We start from the raw sequence: 14,778 nt of genomic DNA on the forward strand, positions 1-14,778 counted from the left end.
GGTGTTACAAAATGTAATGACCTTCCTGCGGCGATCCCTTCCTTCCATGAATGGCCTCTTCACGTTCGAGGCCGCGGCCCGCTGCGGCAGCTTTTCCAGGGCCGCCGACGAGCTGAACGTCACGCCGGCGGCGGTCAGCCGCATGATCTCGCGCCTGGAAGACCATCTCGACACGGTGCTGTTCGTCCGCCAGCCGGGCGGTGTGGTTCCGACGGAGACGGGACAGTTGCTGTTCGACGCGATCGCGCGCGGCTTCGCGGGCATCGAAAGCGCGCTGCGCGAGATCGAGGACCGGCGGACGGGCATGGAAACCGTGACGCTGTCGGTTTCGACCGGCTTCACCACGCACTGGATGATGCCGCGCATGGCGGACTTCAAGAGGGTGTTTCCGACGGTCGACCTGCGCTTCCAGCTTGTGATGGGCGCCTTGTCCGGCCCTGTGAACGATGTCGATCTCGGCATGCGCTTCGTCGATGGAGCCGACGAGCGCCACGAGGCGGTGTTCGTGATGCCCGAGATGCTGCTGCCGATCTGCAGCCCCGACTATCGGGCCGGCCACGGCGTGCACGACGGCAGGATCGGCGAGCCGGACACCAAGATCAACCTGAGCGACGCCCAGCCGGACTGGTCGCGGCTGTTCGCCCCCGCCGACGGCGGCACCTCGCAGAACTCCATGATCTTTTCCGATTACGCCATCGTGGTTCAGGCCGCGCTGCTCGGACAGGGCGTCGCGCTCGGATGGCTGAACGTCGTCGCCTACTGGTTGCGCACCCGCGCGCTGGTGCCGGCGCGCGAGCACCTGATGGTCACAGGCCGCCGCTGCCATCTCGTCCGGCTGCGCGACAAGCCGGCGCGCCCGATCGTGGGCAAGGTCCGCGACTGGATGATCGCCGAACTCACCGCCGACGTGGAGGCCGTCAGCGCGCTCTATCCGGCCCTGGAGATCGCCTCCGCCGCCGCGCGATCGGACAAGGCCGCACGGCAGGCCTGAGCGTCGCGGCAAGCCTGAGCCATCGCGCGCGGAGCGGGGCCGTCTCACGGATAAGGTCTTGGTTCGATTGTCGAATCCGGCGCGGCTGCGTCGCGCCCGGATGCCTCCGTCCGACCGGGAGGGGCTTCGGGCCGGATTGCGCCGGGAGGGGCCGCCGCAGCCCCTGCCGGCCTGCCCGCCGCTCTTCGAAGCCCCGACCGGGAGCCTCCGTCGGGCGGAGATGGATCCCGGCCCGCGATCGGCCGGCCCCTCAACCTTTCCGAGCACGGCCCATGCTTGCTCACGTCCTCTCGCCCGGATAGCTCTTGCATGACAAGTGGGCGGCCTTTTTGGGGGAAGGACAACCATGGATCGCGAGGATTTCGCACATCCGGCTCTCGACCGCAGGGAACTGCTGAAAGGCGCCGCGACGACGGTCGCGGCCGTCTTGCCGTTCAGCGCGCCCGTGCCCGCGGCCGCCGCGGAGGGCGAGCCCGCCCGGCCGCAGCGGACGACGTTCCGCATCCATCCCGCGATGGGGCTTTCCCGCGTCGGAAACAGCGCGGCGTTCTATCTCGCCCCGGAAACCGCCGCCGGCGAACTCGCCACGACCGGAGAGGCGCTGTGGGGCGGCCTGCCTCTCGACCCGTCGAGTGGCGCGCCGCTCGACGCAGACGGGTTCCGCGATGCCGAGGGGCGGCTCAAGCGCCAGGCGACCCGATACCGCATCTATGCCTACACCGAGGCGGGCTGGCCCACCGGCGAGGGGCAGGAAATCGTCCTCGGCAGCGTCGTCGACGGCAGGACCGTGAAGGACATCGTCTGGACCGTCCACGTCGCCAACAAGAAGCTCAACAACTTCTCCCACAACAGCGGGGCCGAGGAGGTCAATCTCAGCTTCTACCGCGACGGCAGAACGCCGCCGGTCCGCCGCCCCGGGGACGGGCCGCTCGACAGCGAAAAGCGTCTTGCGACCCTGGTGATCGATCCAGGACCACGCGCCCTGTCGGCCCGTGCGGACGCCGGCAAGGTCGCGGCCTTCGACCGGACGACGCCCGCGAGTTTCGCCAAGCCGGACGGCACCGTCGCCGTTGCCGCCGACTATCCGAAGAGCTTTCCCGCCGATCATTTCACGCTCGACGTGCCGCTGCGTCCGATCGACAGCCTCGGCGACATCCGCATCGAGGCAGAGACCGGCCGCCTGATCTTCGCGCCCGGCTTCGGCAACACCGTCGGCATCATGGTCGACGGCAAGGTGCCCTCGCTCGAAGGCAGCCCGATCTTCATCGAGCACGACCAGTGGTTCGACGACGTCTCCGACGGCCCGGTCGATGCCACGCTGGTGTTCGAGGACGGATCGGTGGAGACGGTCGCCGGCGCATGGGCGCTCGCCGGGGCGCCCGGGTTCGCGCCGCAGGTCCGCAACGTCGTCACGGTCTGGGACGATGTCTACGACGTGTTCGTCCGTGAACTCGGCCTAGTTCCCGAACTCCACGACGGCAGGGGCTACATGCCGGGGTTCCGCCCGGTGTTCGAGGACGATATCCGCCCGCTGTTCCAGGCGGTGAAGCTGCTGCGCTGGAACATCCATCTGCCGCGTTACGCCGTGATGGCACACGACGCGATCGGCGACATCAAGCCCGCGGACGATCCGACGGCCAAGCTGCCGAACTTCAAGTCGCTCATCCGCAACCCGTTCGTGCCGTCGCAGGATTCGATCGGCCAGCCGCTGATGCCGCTCTCGCTCGGCTCCGCCGGAAAGCCGTTCCTGTCGATCACCCCGACGCAATATTTCATGCTGCACCAGTGGCATGGGAAGCTGCTCGCGGAGAACCCCCGCAGGCCGCTCGGCCCCGGCGAGACCCTCGACCGGGTGACGCTCGTCAATGGGGTCGCCGGCCGGATGAACCCGGGTCTGCAATATCCCTTCGTCATCCTCGACACCCACCTGTTCCGGCGGGACTGGCGCACCGCCGGATGCGGCCCGTTCCGTATCAACGCGGCCACGCTCGACTATGCGGCGGCCCGGAAGGACCGCCCGTTCCTCGGCGTCGGCTACGTGCCCCTGCGCGACGCGCCGGTCGAGCCCGGCGACCTGACCAAGTTCATGGCGGTGCCCTGGCTGACCGATTTCAACCAGTGCACGATCCACCCGCCCTTCCCGAATCCGAACGGCGACAAGACGCTTTACTGGTCGTGGCCGGCGGAACGGCCTTTCGTGGTGCACCCGCAATCGCTCTCGCACTTCGACGCGGAACGCGGATGGACCCCTGGGCAACAGGTCTATGCCGTGCGGGGCGCGGGAACGACGACCCACTATCCGGCGCTCGAAGGACGCTTCCAGGTTCAGCGCGCGTTCGTTCTGAACTGGTACAAGGTCGGCTTCGTGGTGCAGGCGAGCCGGATCGACCCCGCGGCGCGGCCGGCATCGGCCGACGATCCCTTCCTCGAAGTGGCGAGCTTCTTCGAGACGTCCCCGGACCAGACGGTTGCGGAGTGGCCGTCCTTCAATGTCCCGCCGGCGCCCTGACGATCTTCCCGCCCGGGTCTCAGTCGCGATCGCGGGCGCCGGGATCGCCGGATGCGCCGCCGCCCTCGCCTTGCAGGCGGCCGGCCTCACGGACGTCGTCGTCCTCGACCGCGACCGGGCGCCGGCATTCCGGCTCGGCGAGACCATTCCGGCCTTCGCGGTGGGCCTGCTGAAGCGGCTCGGCGCCTACGGGCGGGCAGCCACGCTCCGCCCGCTCGAAAGCTCGGGATCCACGTCGCTGTGGGGCAAGGACACGCCCGGCCACAACGACGCGCTGGGCGATCCGGACGGCGCCGGCTGGCATCTCGACCGCGCGGCCTTCGACGCGGCGCTGCGCGAGGAGGTGCGCGCCCGCGGCATCGCCCTCGTCGCCGGGCACCTCACCGAGGTCCGCCGCGCGGAGGCGGGCGGTTTCCGCCTCGCCTTCGCTCGCGGACCGGCGGCCGGCGCGATCGAGGCGGACGTTCTCCTGGACGCCAGCGGCGCCGGCGCCACCGCGCTGCGCCGCCTCGGGATCGCCCGCAATCCGGTCGACGAGCTCACGGTGCGCCATGCCGTCCTGGCGGTGGAGGCGACCGGGGCGACGGCGGCGCGGACATTCCTCGAAGCCGTGCCCTACGGCTGGTGGTACGCCACCCGGATCCCCGGCGACCGCATGGTGGCGATGGTCGCGACCGATCCGGCGGCGGCCGCGGAGGCCGGCCTTTCGCTTCGCAGCACCGACGGCTTCCGTCGCGCTCTGGAGGCGACCCACCTCGTCGGCCCGGCCGTTGCTGCCGCCCGTCCGGCGGGCATCCTGTCGGCCGGCGGCAGCAGCGCATCCTCGGCGATCCTGAGCGGCATCGCGGGCCCGGACTGGCTGGCGGCGGGCGATGCCGGCTGGAGCTGCGATCCCCTGACGGCACAGGGCATCACCAAGGCCCTGATGGAGGGCATCGCCGCCGCGGCGGCGATCACGGATCGGCAGCGCGGCAATGCCGGGGCGTTCGCGGCCTATCAGGCGATTGCGTTCGCCCGTTTCACGGCGAACCTCCGGCTTCGCGCCGCGCTCTACACCGCCGAGACGCGCTGGCCGGACAAGCCGTTCTGGCGCGCCCGCCGCCTCGAGGGCCCGGTGCCGGCGGCGGAAGACGAACCGGCGCGCCGCCTCCCTCCCCTCTTCTCCTGACGCGTGCGCCGGACGAAACAGGCGCTGCGCTCGCGATGCGGTGCCCGAACGCCGGACCGCGCGACGGTCCCCCGCGCCGGCAGCGGTCGCGGCGGGTCGTTCATGCGCGCTTGACAGTTTCATGAAAATGAAAAACTCTGCGTCAGTTTCATGAAACTGAGGCGGCGATGGCCAAGCGCGGCACTTCTGAACGGACCCGGCCGGGCGGCACGGCCTTCCGCCTGGCGCTTACGCTGCCCGGCGCGGCCGTCACCCTGGGGTTGATCCTCTTCGCGCTGGCGCTCCTGTGCGTTCTGGCCTTCCGCTTCAATGACGGTTCGCTGTTCGGCGCCGGCTTCACCCTCGGGAATTTCCAGATTCTCGCGACCGAGCCGCTCTACGGGATCGTGATCCTGCGCTCGCTCGTGATCGCCGGCCTCGTGACCGCCGCAACCGTGGTCACCGCCTATCCGGTCGCGTTCTACCTGTCGTTCCACGCCCGGTCGCGCGGGCTGATCCTGTTCCTGGTGACCCTGCCGTTCTGGACCAGTTATCTGCTGCGGGTGTTCGCCTGGAAGATCGTGCTCGCCTATAACGGCGTGCTCAATTCCGGCCTGATGGCGGCGGGCATCTGGAGCGAGCCCTCGACCGCGTTCCTCAACACGCCCGCGGCGGTGGTGCTGACGCTCGCCCACGCCTACGCGCCCTTCGCCATCCTGCCGATCCTGGTCTCGCTCGACGCCATTCCGCGGTCGCTGACCGAGGCGGCGGCGGATCTCGGCGCCAGGCCGTTCACCGTGTTCCGGCGGATCATCCTGCCGAACTCCATGCCGGGCGTGCTGGCCGGCGCCGTCGTCGTGTTCGTGCCGACCGTCGGCGACTACGTCACCCCGGCGCTGGTCGGCGGCCCCAACAGCACCATGATCGGCAGCCTGATCCAGGCCCAGTTCGGCAAGGCGCAGGACTGGCCGTTCGGCTCCGCCATCGCCCTTGTCGTCATGCTGGTGATCCTCGTCGTCATTCTCGGCGTCCGCCGGATCGACCGCCGCTTCGGGAGCCGCGCATGAGCCACGACACCCCCCTTCCCGGTCCCCGCAGGCCGCGCTGGCTCGGCGTCTACATCGTCGGCTATCTGATCTTCCTCTATCTGCCGATCGTGCTGATCCCGCTGTTTTCGTTCAACAACTCCGTCCAGGCGGCGTTTCCGCTGCAGGGCTTCACCCTCGACTGGTACCGCGGGCTCGCCGGCAACGAGGCACTGCGGGCGGCGCTGTTCACCTCGATCGGCATCGGGATCAGCGCGGCGTTCGTCGCCACGCTGTGCGGCCTGACCATCGCCTATGCGGAGCTGACGATCGGGTCGCGGCTCTCCCGGGTGATCGCCGGGCTCGCGCGGATGCCGATCCTCATTCCCGGGGTGGTGATCGGCATCGCGCTTTTGATCGCGGTCAACCTGATCGGCCTCGGCCCGTCGCGGCTCGCGATCGTGCTCGGCCATGTGCTGGTGGCGCTGCCGACCACCGTGATCGTCATCCGCGGCAGTCTCGCCGCCGTGCCGCGCAGCATTCCCGAAGTCGCGCAGGACCTCGGCGCCAGCGACGCCGTCGTGTTCCGCCGCATCATGCTGCCGCTGGCGCTGCCGGCGGCGGTCTCCGCCTTCATGCTCGCATTCCTGACGAGCTTCGACGAGTTCATCGTCGCCTTCTTCCTCGCCGGCACCCAGCCGACCCTGCCGCTCTACATCTGGAGCCAGCTGCGCTTTCCGAAATCGCTGCCGACCGTCATGGCGCTCGGCACCGCGATCCTCGTGACCTCCATCGTCATTGCCGGTGCCGCCGAACTGCTGCGCCGGCGTGGCCTGCGTCGCCTGCCGAACTGAACCCTTCCAGAAGGACGCCAGAGAGCGTCGACCAGAGGACGACCGACATGTCTCAGACGCCGAGAACGATCCTTTCGAGCCTCCTTGCCGCCACCGTCGCCTGCGCGACGGCGCTGTCGCCGGTCGCCGCCAGCGCGGCCGACAAGCTGACCTACTTCACCTGGTCCGGCTACGAGCTGCCCGAGTTCGACGCCGCCTTCCTCAAGGAGCACCCGGACGGCGTCGACGCCTCGACCTTCGGCGACGACGACGATGCCTTCACGAAAGTGAAAGCCGGCTTCCGGCCCGACATCGCGCATCCCTGCTACGACAAGGTCGCGCGCTGGAACAAGGAAGGGCTGATCGAGCCCATCGACATCTCCCGGATCAAGAACTGGGACAAGATCTTCCCGGTGTTCCGCGACCTGCCGGACCTGCAGGCCGGACCGGGCAAGGTGTGGATGGTGCCGTGGGACTGGGGCAATACCTCGGTCCTCTACCGGACCGACCTCGTGAAGGATCCCGAGCAGAGCTGGAACCTTCTGTGGGACAAGGCCTATAGCGGCCGCCTCGCCACCATCGACGCGGTGCACGACACCCCGCTGGTCGCCGCCGTGCTCGCCGGGGTGAACCCGTTCGACATGACGCCGGCCGAGATGGACAAGGTGGCGGACAAGCTGCGCGAGCAGCGCCCGCTGCTGTCGAGCTACACCACCGACATGACCTCGGTGGAACAGGCGCTCGCCAGCGGACAGCTCGTCGCCGCGATGACGTGGAATGCCTCGGCGGTGGCACTGCGCAAGCAGAACGTGCCGGTGACGTTCATGAAGCCGAAGGAAGGCATGCTCACCTGGGCCTGCGGCTTCGTGATGCTGAAGGGCACGCCCCATGCCGATCTCGTCTACGACTTCATCAACAGCCGGCTGGAGGCGAGTTCCGGCCAGAAGCTGATCGAGGACTACGGTTACGGCGCCTCGACGACGACGGCCTTCGACGCCGTGCCGAAGGAGACGCTGGAGAGCCTGCAGCTTCCCGCCGACCCGAACGTCGCGCTGAAGACCACCATCTTCACCGGGCCGATGAAGCAGGCCGACGAACTCGCCAAGATGTTCGAGAAGGTGAAGGCCGGCGGCTGACGTCGCCTTCCGTTCCCGGCGGCGATCGCCGCCGGGACGACCGTTGCCGACAGGGATCGCGGGATGAATGACGCTGCAGATATGACGGAGAGACCCAGCCAGGATGCCGACGAGGCCGACATCCGCGTGGGGCGGCGCGTGCGCGCCCTGCGGCTTGCCCGCAATCTCTCGCTCGCCGATCTGGCCGCCCGGGCCGGGATCTCCATCGGCGCCCTCAGCCAGATCGAGCGCGGCCTGACCTCGCTGCGGGTGCGGGTGATCTGGCCGCTCGCCGCCGCGCTCGACGTCCCGCCCTCGGCGCTGATCGTGGCGGACGATGCGGTGGAGAACGACCTCTATTGCGTGCGCGCCGGCAAACGGCGCCCGCTGCCGGTCCAGTCCGAGGGGATCGCCAAGGATCTGCTGTCGCCCCCCGGTGCCGGATTGACCGGCATGATGGTGATCGTCGAGCCAGGCGGGGGCACGGATGCCTATTCCCATTCGGGACACGAGTTCGGGCTCGTCACCGAGGGAGAGATCGAGCTGACGGTGGATTCCACGCGCTACGTGCTCCACGCCGGCGACAGCTTCGCGTTCAAGAGCACGCTGCTGCACGCCTTCAGGAACACCCGGTCCGAGCGGTGCAGCATCGTCTGGGTCAACAGCCAGAGGATGAAGGAGCCGCGCGATGGCGAATGAGGCACTGCTGCGGCTGGAACGGGTGAGCAAGCGCTTCGGCGGCGGAATCGTGGGGCTCGACGATATCAGCCTCGACATCGCGGAAGGCGAGTTCCTCAGCTTGCTCGGCCCCTCCGGCTGCGGCAAGACCACCACGCTGCGCGTGATCGCCGGCTTCGAGAGCCCGACCGCCGGCCGGCTGCTGATCGACGGCCGCGACATCACCGCGCTGCGCCCGTTCGCACGGCCGGTGAACACGGTGTTTCAGGACTACGCCCTGTTTCCGCACATGAACGTGTCGGAGAATGTCGAATTCGGATTGTCGCTGCGCGCGATGGCGAGCGCGGAGCGGAAGCGGCGGGCCAGCGAGGCGCTTGCCCGGGTCGGGCTGTCCGACAAGGCCGGGCAGCGCGTTCAGGCCCTGTCGGGCGGGCAGAAGCAGCGGGTCGCGCTGGCGCGCGCGCTGGTCTGCGAGCCGCGGCTGCTGCTGCTCGACGAGCCGCTCTCCGCGCTCGACGCCAATCTGCGAGAACAGATGCAGCTCGAACTGAAGCGGCTGCAGCGCGACCTCGGCACCACCTTCGTGATGGTGACCCACGACCAGACCGAGGCGCTGTCGATTTCGGACCGCATCGTGGTGATGAACCGGGGCCACATCGAGCAGGCGGCATCGCCGGCCACGCTCTACGACCGTCCCGCCACCCGCTTCGTCGCCGGGTTCATCGGCGCGATGAACCTGCTGCCGGCGCGGATCGCCGGAGCGGACGCCGCGACGACGACGGTCACCGCCGGGGGAATGACCTTCCCGGTGGCGTCCGGTCCCGGCACATCCGTGCCGCCCGGACCGGAGATCGTCGCCGGCATCCGACCCGAGGATGTGGTGCTGACGGCCGCAGAGGAGCCGTCCGCCGGCGCGACTGCGGGCGTCGTCGACAACACCTCGTTCCATGGGCGAAGCCTGCGCGTTCATCTGCACCTCGCAGACGGCACGGCGCTGATGGCCGATGTCACCCGCGGCACGCTGCCGCCGACCGTCGGACAGGGCGACCGCGTGTCCGTGTCGGTGCGCGCCGGAGCGGCGTGCGCGCTGCTGCCGGCCGCCGGTTGATCATGCGCCGCTCGCCGCACCTGCGCGGACACCGTGCCACGGGCCATCGTTCGCAAGGCCCCTGCGCACACCCGGCCGGAGATGGTCCGACATGAACGCACACACCCCGGACAACGCCGGCAGCGGCCGCCGTGACCGAGACGCCGTCACCGTCTATGCCCTCACGGCCGGGGCCGAACCGCCGGTCGCCCCGCTCTCCGGCGACTGGCGGGGCGATGTGGTGGTGGTGGGCGGCGGCATCACCGGATTGTCGACGGCCTATCATCTCGCCAAGGCGGGGGTGAGCGTCGCGGTCGTGGAGGCCAACGGCTTCGGCTGGGGCGCTTCCGGCCGCAACGGCGGACAGGTCAATCCGGGGCTGAAGCACGAGCCGTCCGAGATCGAGAAGACGTTCGGGCCGGACCTTGGCGCCCGCATGATCGCCTTTTCCGGCTCCGCGCCGGACAAGGTGTTCCAGATGGTGGCCGAGGCCGGCATCGCCTGCGAGGCCCGGCGCACCGGCACGATCCGCGCGGCCTTCAGCGCCGGCTCGGTCGCCTTTCTCGAACGCGCGACCGCCGACCTTCAGCGGCGCGGCGCGCCGGTCGAATTTCTGAACCGCGCCGCAATGGCCGCGATCACCGGCAGCGAGCGCTACGCCGCCGGCGCGCTCGACCGCCGCGGCGGCTCGCTCAATCCGCTCGCCTACAGCCGCGGACTGGCCCAGGCCGCGGCGTCGGCCGGCGCGCACCTGTTCCCGCAGACGCCGGTCGGCGGGCTGACGCGCGACGCCGACGGATGGACGCTGACCGGCCCGAAAGGCCGGCTGCGCGCGGGCCGGGTGATTCTGGCCACCAACGGCTACACCGACGACCTCTTTCCGGGGCTGAAGCGCTCCGTCGTGCCGGTCTATGGCGGCATCATCGCCTCCGCGCCGCTGCCGCAGGCCATGACCGACCGCATCCTGCCCGGCCGGCATGTGCTCTACGAGCACGAATCCATCACCGTCTATTACCGGCTCGATGCCGCCGGCCGGCTGCTTATCGGCGGACGCAGCCGGTTGCGGCCGCTGCACGGCCCCGACCGCTTCCCCGATCTCAAACGCTACACCCGCAGGCTGTGGCCGTTCCTCGGCGACGTGGAGTGGACCCACGGCTGGAACGGCCAGCTCGCCATCACCGCCGATCATTATCCGGCCCTCGCCAACCCGGCGCCGGGCCTGATGGCCTGCATCGGCTACAATGGCCGGGGCGTCGCCATGGCGACGGCGATGGGCGGCGAACTGGCCCGCTGGGCGACCGGCACCGACGCGAACGCCCTCGACATGCCGGTGCGGCCGTTCAAGACCTTTCCGCTTCACCGCTTCTGGCCGATCGGCGCGGCCATCCGCATCGCCTATGGCCGCGCACGCAACGCGCTCGGCATCTGATCCCCCTGCTTTCCCGCGACGAGAGACACCCCATGAGCCCCAACACGCAGAAGTTCTATATCGACGGCGCCTTCGTCGATCCGGCCGAAGCCCGGCCGCTCGACGTGATCGACCCGGCGACCGAGACGGCGTTCGCCACCACCTCGCTCGGCACGCAGGTCGATGTCGACCGGGCGGTGGCGGCAGCGCGGGCGGCGTTCGCCAGCTTCCAGTTCACCTCGAAGGACGAGCGCCTCGCGCTCCTCGAGCGCCTGCTCCAGGTCTATGAGCGCCGCTACGAGGACATCGCCCAGGCGATCAGCCGCGAAATGGGTTCGCCCATCGCCCGCGCGCGCGACTCGCAGGCCTATGCCGGTCAGGGCCACCTCGAGGCGACCATTGAAGCCTTCCGGCGGTTCGAATTCGATGAAGTGCGCGGCGCGACCGTCGTCACCCACGAGCCGGTCGGTGTCGTCGGGCTGATCACGCCGTGGAACTGGCCGCTCAACCAGATCATGTGCAAGGTGGCGCCCGCCATCGCCGCCGGCTGCACGATGGTGCTGAAGCCTTCCGAGATCGCGCCGATTTCCGGCATCGTGTTCGCCGAAATCGTCCATGAGGCCGGCATCCCGAAGGGCGTGTTCAATCTCGTCAACGGCACGGGGCCGGAAGTCGGCGCCGCGCTCGCCTCGCACCCCGACATCGACATGGTGTCGTTCACCGGCTCGACCCGCGCCGGCACCGATGTCGCGCGCAACGCCGCGGCGACGGTGAAGCGCGTCGCGCAGGAACTGGGCGGCAAGTCGGCCAACATCGTGCTGCCCGACGCCGATCTCGACGTGGCGGTGACGAAGGGCGTGAACGCCTGCTTCTCCAATACCGGCCAGTCCTGCGACGCCCCGACCCGGATGCTGGTGCCGGCCGAGCGCCACGCCGAGGCGCTCGCCATCGCCCGCCGCGCCGCCGAGGCGGTTCGCGTCGGAGCGCCCACGGACACCGGGACCGAGATCGGTCCGCTCGTCAGCGACGTGCAGTTCGCCAAGGTGCAGGCGCTGATCCAGGCCGGCATCGACGAGGGCGCGACGCTCGTCGCCGGCGGCACCGGCAAGCCGGACGGGCTGGAGACCGGCTATTATGTCAAGCCGACCGTGTTCGGTGACGTGAAGCCGGGCATGCGCATCGAGCGCGAGGAGATCTTCGGGCCTGTGCTCGCCATCATCCCCTACGAGAGCGTCGATCAGGCCGTCGCCATCGCCAACGACACGCCCTACGGCCTCGCCGCCTATGTCCAGGGCAGCGATATGGATCAGGCCCGCCGCGTCGCCCGCCGGCTGCGGGCCGGGTCGATCTATCTGAACTATCCGGACTGGGACCTGTTCGCGCCGTTCGGCGGCTACAAGCAGTCCGGCAACGGACGCGAATATGCCGATTTCGGCCTGCGCGACTTCCTGGAGATCAAGGGGATGGTCGGCTACGGCGCGTGACGACCGCATTCCCTCTCACGACAGCCGGCGGCCGTTTCACGGCGCCGGCTGTCGGCGAGACCGCCTGCCGGACAGCTTAGAGCCTATCCCGTTCAGATCAGATCGATCTGTACGACAAGGATAGGCTCAAGCTTTTGAATCTGGAGCGATTTCTCGTCCATCTGATGTTCCCGTCAGATGGACAAGCCCTCTAAGGGCGGCGCATGTCCGCCCGCTCTGCCAGCTCCGTCGACCGCCATGCCTTCCAACGCCGCAGCAGCAGGCTGCGCGGTTCGCCGATCGGCTCCGCCAGGATCTCGGCGGCCTCCATCCGGTCGGTGCGGAAATGGCGGAAGGCCTGTCGCCGCTCGCACCATGCGATCAGGATGCGCCGGGTGTCGGAATAGCCGAGCACGACCGGCCATACGACACGTTCGGAGCGCTCGCCGTTCCCGGCACGGTACAGGAGGCGCAGCTTCCGCCGTCCGCGGATGGCGTCACGCAGGCCCGCGACCGCCACCACCCCCTGCGAGGCATCGAGGGGTGGCTCGATCGCCGTGCTGGGGTCTGCAATGAACGGCCTCAAATGTCCGGGAACGACCGTCGCCACCTTGGCGAGAACGTCACGGGCCGCAGAAGACAGCGCCGGATCATCCCGCTCGACGACCCACTGCACCCCGAGAACGATGGCTTCCAGTTCAGCCGGCGTCAGCATCAGCGCCGGCATGTCGAAATCGGCGTGGAGCACGTAGCCGACGCCGGCTTCGCCGACGATCGGCACCCGCTGCGCCATCAGGTCCGCGATGTCGCGGTAGACGGTGCGCATCGACACCTCGAGTTCGGCGGCCAGGGCGGCACCCGTCACCGGTTTCGGGGACCGGCGCAGGATCTGGATGATCTGGAAGAGGCGATCGGCGCGGCGCATCGGCCCCTCACTCGCTGCTGACGGAACGCTGTCAGCAGCGATGTGCGACAAACCCGTCGGACACAAGCCCGGTTCGTTCCCGACAGGACTCCATCGATGAAGTTCGCCTCCACCCGTCTGATCGCCGCCGACATCTCGGCGATGGTTGCCTTCTATGAAACGGTGACCGGCCAGACCGCCGACTGGCTGGCTCCGCAATTCGCCGAGATCGTCACCCCCGCCGCGACATTGGCTATCGGCAGCGCCGAGACGGTCGCGCTCTTCAGAGCCGGAAGTGCTGCGCCCGGCGCGAACCGCACGGCGATCCTGGAATTCATGGTCGCCGACGTCGATGCCGTATTCGCCCGCCTGAAGGACGAGGTCGAGCTGGTGCACGAGTCCAAGCTGCTGCCATGGGGCAATCGCGCATTCCAATGCCGTGACCCGGAGGGCACCCTCGTCAGCCTGTTCACACCCGTGACCGAAGCGGCCAAGGCGCGCTTCGGATCGCGATAGGGCTTTCCCGGCCCGGAAGGCTCGACGGCAAGACGCCTTGCGAGCGCGGTTTCGGCCAGCATTGGCGGCTCGCGAGGGGCGCAGCTCCGATCCGGCAAATCGACCCGTGACGCAATGAATGGCCTTCTTGAATTGTTAAACGCACAAGGTATGGCGCCATTTCAATGGGTTATCGCCTTTCTCATGCTGATCTCCTGAGATTTGGCTTGTTGGCGGCGAGGAGGGCCATAAGCATGGGTCCGAGGGAGAAGGCGCCGGTTTCGGCCTTTGCGGTGAGGCTTCTGAGATATCCGCCGGGCGAGGAGATGGTCTCGGCCCGCTGGAGGATGGCGGCGACGGTGATGGCGGCGCGGACCTCGCCCATGACGCTCTCCGCCTCCTCCCAGGCGCTGGGGCTGATGCCGAGCATGGGCCGGACCTTGGCGGCGGTGTCTAGGAAATCGCGCCAGTTTCGGACGCCGTCGGGGGCATAGGAGGCGAGGTCCGGACAGGCCTGCATCACCATGCCGAGCGGGAAGGCACCGTCGGATGCGGCGCGGGCCGGTTTCGCACCGTCCGGCCGTGCCGCGGGCGGCGCTTCGGCCTCCCCTGCCCTATCCGCGTCGGGCAAAGGCGGGGTGTCCTCCGATTTGCTATCGGCCTCAATCCCGATTTCGGCCGTGGTGCTGGCATCAGGCTCAGTGCCTGGTTTTGCCCCTTCTCCCCTCCCCTGCCCTGCGGGTTTTGTGTTGTGCCCGGCCTCGCCCCTGCTTTCTTGAAAGCGAGGTTCAGAATCAAGGGAACGGTTTGGGTTTGAATTCTGTTTGTGCCGCTCGTTCTGAGACTCATTGGCGCCGATATTCTGGAATTTGATGTGACTTTCCAGAATGTTGGACACAGCTTGTCCAAGTGCCGCGAACGCAGCCTCGATCTCGGCCAGCTCCACGTCCGTCACCTTGCGATGAAGCCGGCCGGCAATCTCGACATAACGCTCGCGCACGCTGTCCCAACTCGTGAACCTCTCGATCGCAGCCCCCTCCCCTGCCCTGCCGGAGACCGGTGCGGCGGCGAAACGCGCGGGCTCGACGCCTTCGGTCTCGCCGGTGGCGATCATCTTGAGGAT

13 protein-coding genes are annotated in these 14,778 nt (G+C 68.9%); 11 read left to right on the forward strand and 2 right to left on the reverse strand.

Features of this window, described 5'->3' with window-relative positions:
- Positions 1–16: 16 nt before the first annotated feature.
- The 10 genes from BUF17_RS16325 to BUF17_RS16370 all read left to right on the forward strand — a co-directional run bounded on the left by BUF17_RS16325 (position 17) and on the right by BUF17_RS16370 (position 12,277).
- Positions 17–991: a LysR family transcriptional regulator gene (locus BUF17_RS16325; RefSeq protein WP_073630588.1), complete on the forward strand. Its 975-nt coding sequence runs from the start codon at positions 17–19 to the stop codon at positions 989–991.
- Positions 992–1,337: 346 nt separating this feature from the next.
- Positions 1,338–3,500: a LodA/GoxA family CTQ-dependent oxidase gene (locus BUF17_RS16330; RefSeq protein ID WP_210215456.1), complete on the forward strand. Its 2,163-nt coding sequence runs from the start codon at positions 1,338–1,340 to the stop codon at positions 3,498–3,500.
- Positions 3,481–4,668, forward strand: a complete 1,188-nt coding sequence (locus tag BUF17_RS16335; protein ID WP_084564779.1) for a tryptophan 7-halogenase — start codon at positions 3,481–3,483, stop codon at positions 4,666–4,668. The genes BUF17_RS16330 and BUF17_RS16335 overlap by 20 nt, the downstream gene beginning before the upstream one ends.
- 167 nt (positions 4,669–4,835) lie before the next feature.
- On the forward strand, positions 4,836–5,714 hold the full coding sequence (locus tag BUF17_RS16340; protein WP_073630590.1) for an ABC transporter permease: 879 nt from the start codon (positions 4,836–4,838) through the stop codon (positions 5,712–5,714).
- Positions 5,711–6,526 carry an ABC transporter permease gene (locus tag BUF17_RS16345; RefSeq protein ID WP_073630592.1) on the forward strand — a complete coding sequence of 272 codons (816 nt, stop codon included), beginning with the start codon at positions 5,711–5,713 and terminating at the stop codon, positions 6,524–6,526. The genes BUF17_RS16340 and BUF17_RS16345 overlap by 4 nt, the downstream gene beginning before the upstream one ends.
- Positions 6,527–6,573: 47 nt before the next feature.
- Complete coding sequence (locus tag BUF17_RS16350) at positions 6,574–7,641, forward strand: ABC transporter substrate-binding protein (RefSeq protein WP_073630594.1); 1,068 nt, start codon at positions 6,574–6,576, stop codon at positions 7,639–7,641.
- Positions 7,642–7,722: 81 nt separating this feature from the next.
- A complete protein-coding gene (locus BUF17_RS16355) occupies positions 7,723–8,319 on the forward strand; it encodes a helix-turn-helix domain-containing protein (RefSeq protein ID WP_073630596.1) in 597 nt (198 codons plus the stop codon).
- Positions 8,309–9,406, forward strand: a complete 1,098-nt coding sequence (locus BUF17_RS16360; protein WP_073630597.1) for an ABC transporter ATP-binding protein — start codon at positions 8,309–8,311, stop codon at positions 9,404–9,406. Before BUF17_RS16355 ends, BUF17_RS16360 begins: the two co-directional genes overlap by 11 nt.
- A 91-nt stretch (positions 9,407–9,497) precedes the next feature.
- Complete coding sequence (locus BUF17_RS16365; protein WP_073630599.1) at positions 9,498–10,814, forward strand: NAD(P)/FAD-dependent oxidoreductase; 1,317 nt, start codon at positions 9,498–9,500, stop codon at positions 10,812–10,814.
- Between the two features lie 32 nt (positions 10,815–10,846).
- On the forward strand, positions 10,847–12,277 hold the full coding sequence (locus BUF17_RS16370; protein ID WP_073630601.1) for an aldehyde dehydrogenase family protein: 1,431 nt from the start codon (positions 10,847–10,849) through the stop codon (positions 12,275–12,277).
- A gap of 190 nt (positions 12,278–12,467) precedes the next feature.
- Here the strand turns inward: BUF17_RS16370 and BUF17_RS16375 are convergent, their stop codons facing one another.
- Complete coding sequence (locus BUF17_RS16375) at positions 12,468–13,181, reverse strand: helix-turn-helix transcriptional regulator (protein ID WP_073630603.1); 714 nt, start codon at positions 13,179–13,181, stop codon at positions 12,468–12,470.
- A 96-nt stretch (positions 13,182–13,277) separates the two neighbouring features.
- On the opposite strand from BUF17_RS16375, the gene BUF17_RS16380 reads away from it, so the two are divergent.
- Positions 13,278–13,676, forward strand: a complete 399-nt coding sequence (locus BUF17_RS16380) for a VOC family protein (protein WP_073630605.1) — start codon at positions 13,278–13,280, stop codon at positions 13,674–13,676.
- A 181-nt stretch (positions 13,677–13,857) separates the two neighbouring features.
- On the opposite strand, the gene repC is transcribed toward BUF17_RS16380, so the two are convergent.
- Positions 13,858–14,778, reverse strand: a 921-nt coding sequence (gene repC / locus BUF17_RS16385) for a plasmid replication protein RepC (protein ID WP_244530916.1), incomplete at its 5' end; no start/stop codon positions are given.

Source organism: Pseudoxanthobacter soli DSM 19599 (genome assembly GCF_900148505.1).
GTDB lineage: Bacteria > Pseudomonadota > Alphaproteobacteria > Rhizobiales > Segnochrobactraceae > Pseudoxanthobacter > Pseudoxanthobacter soli.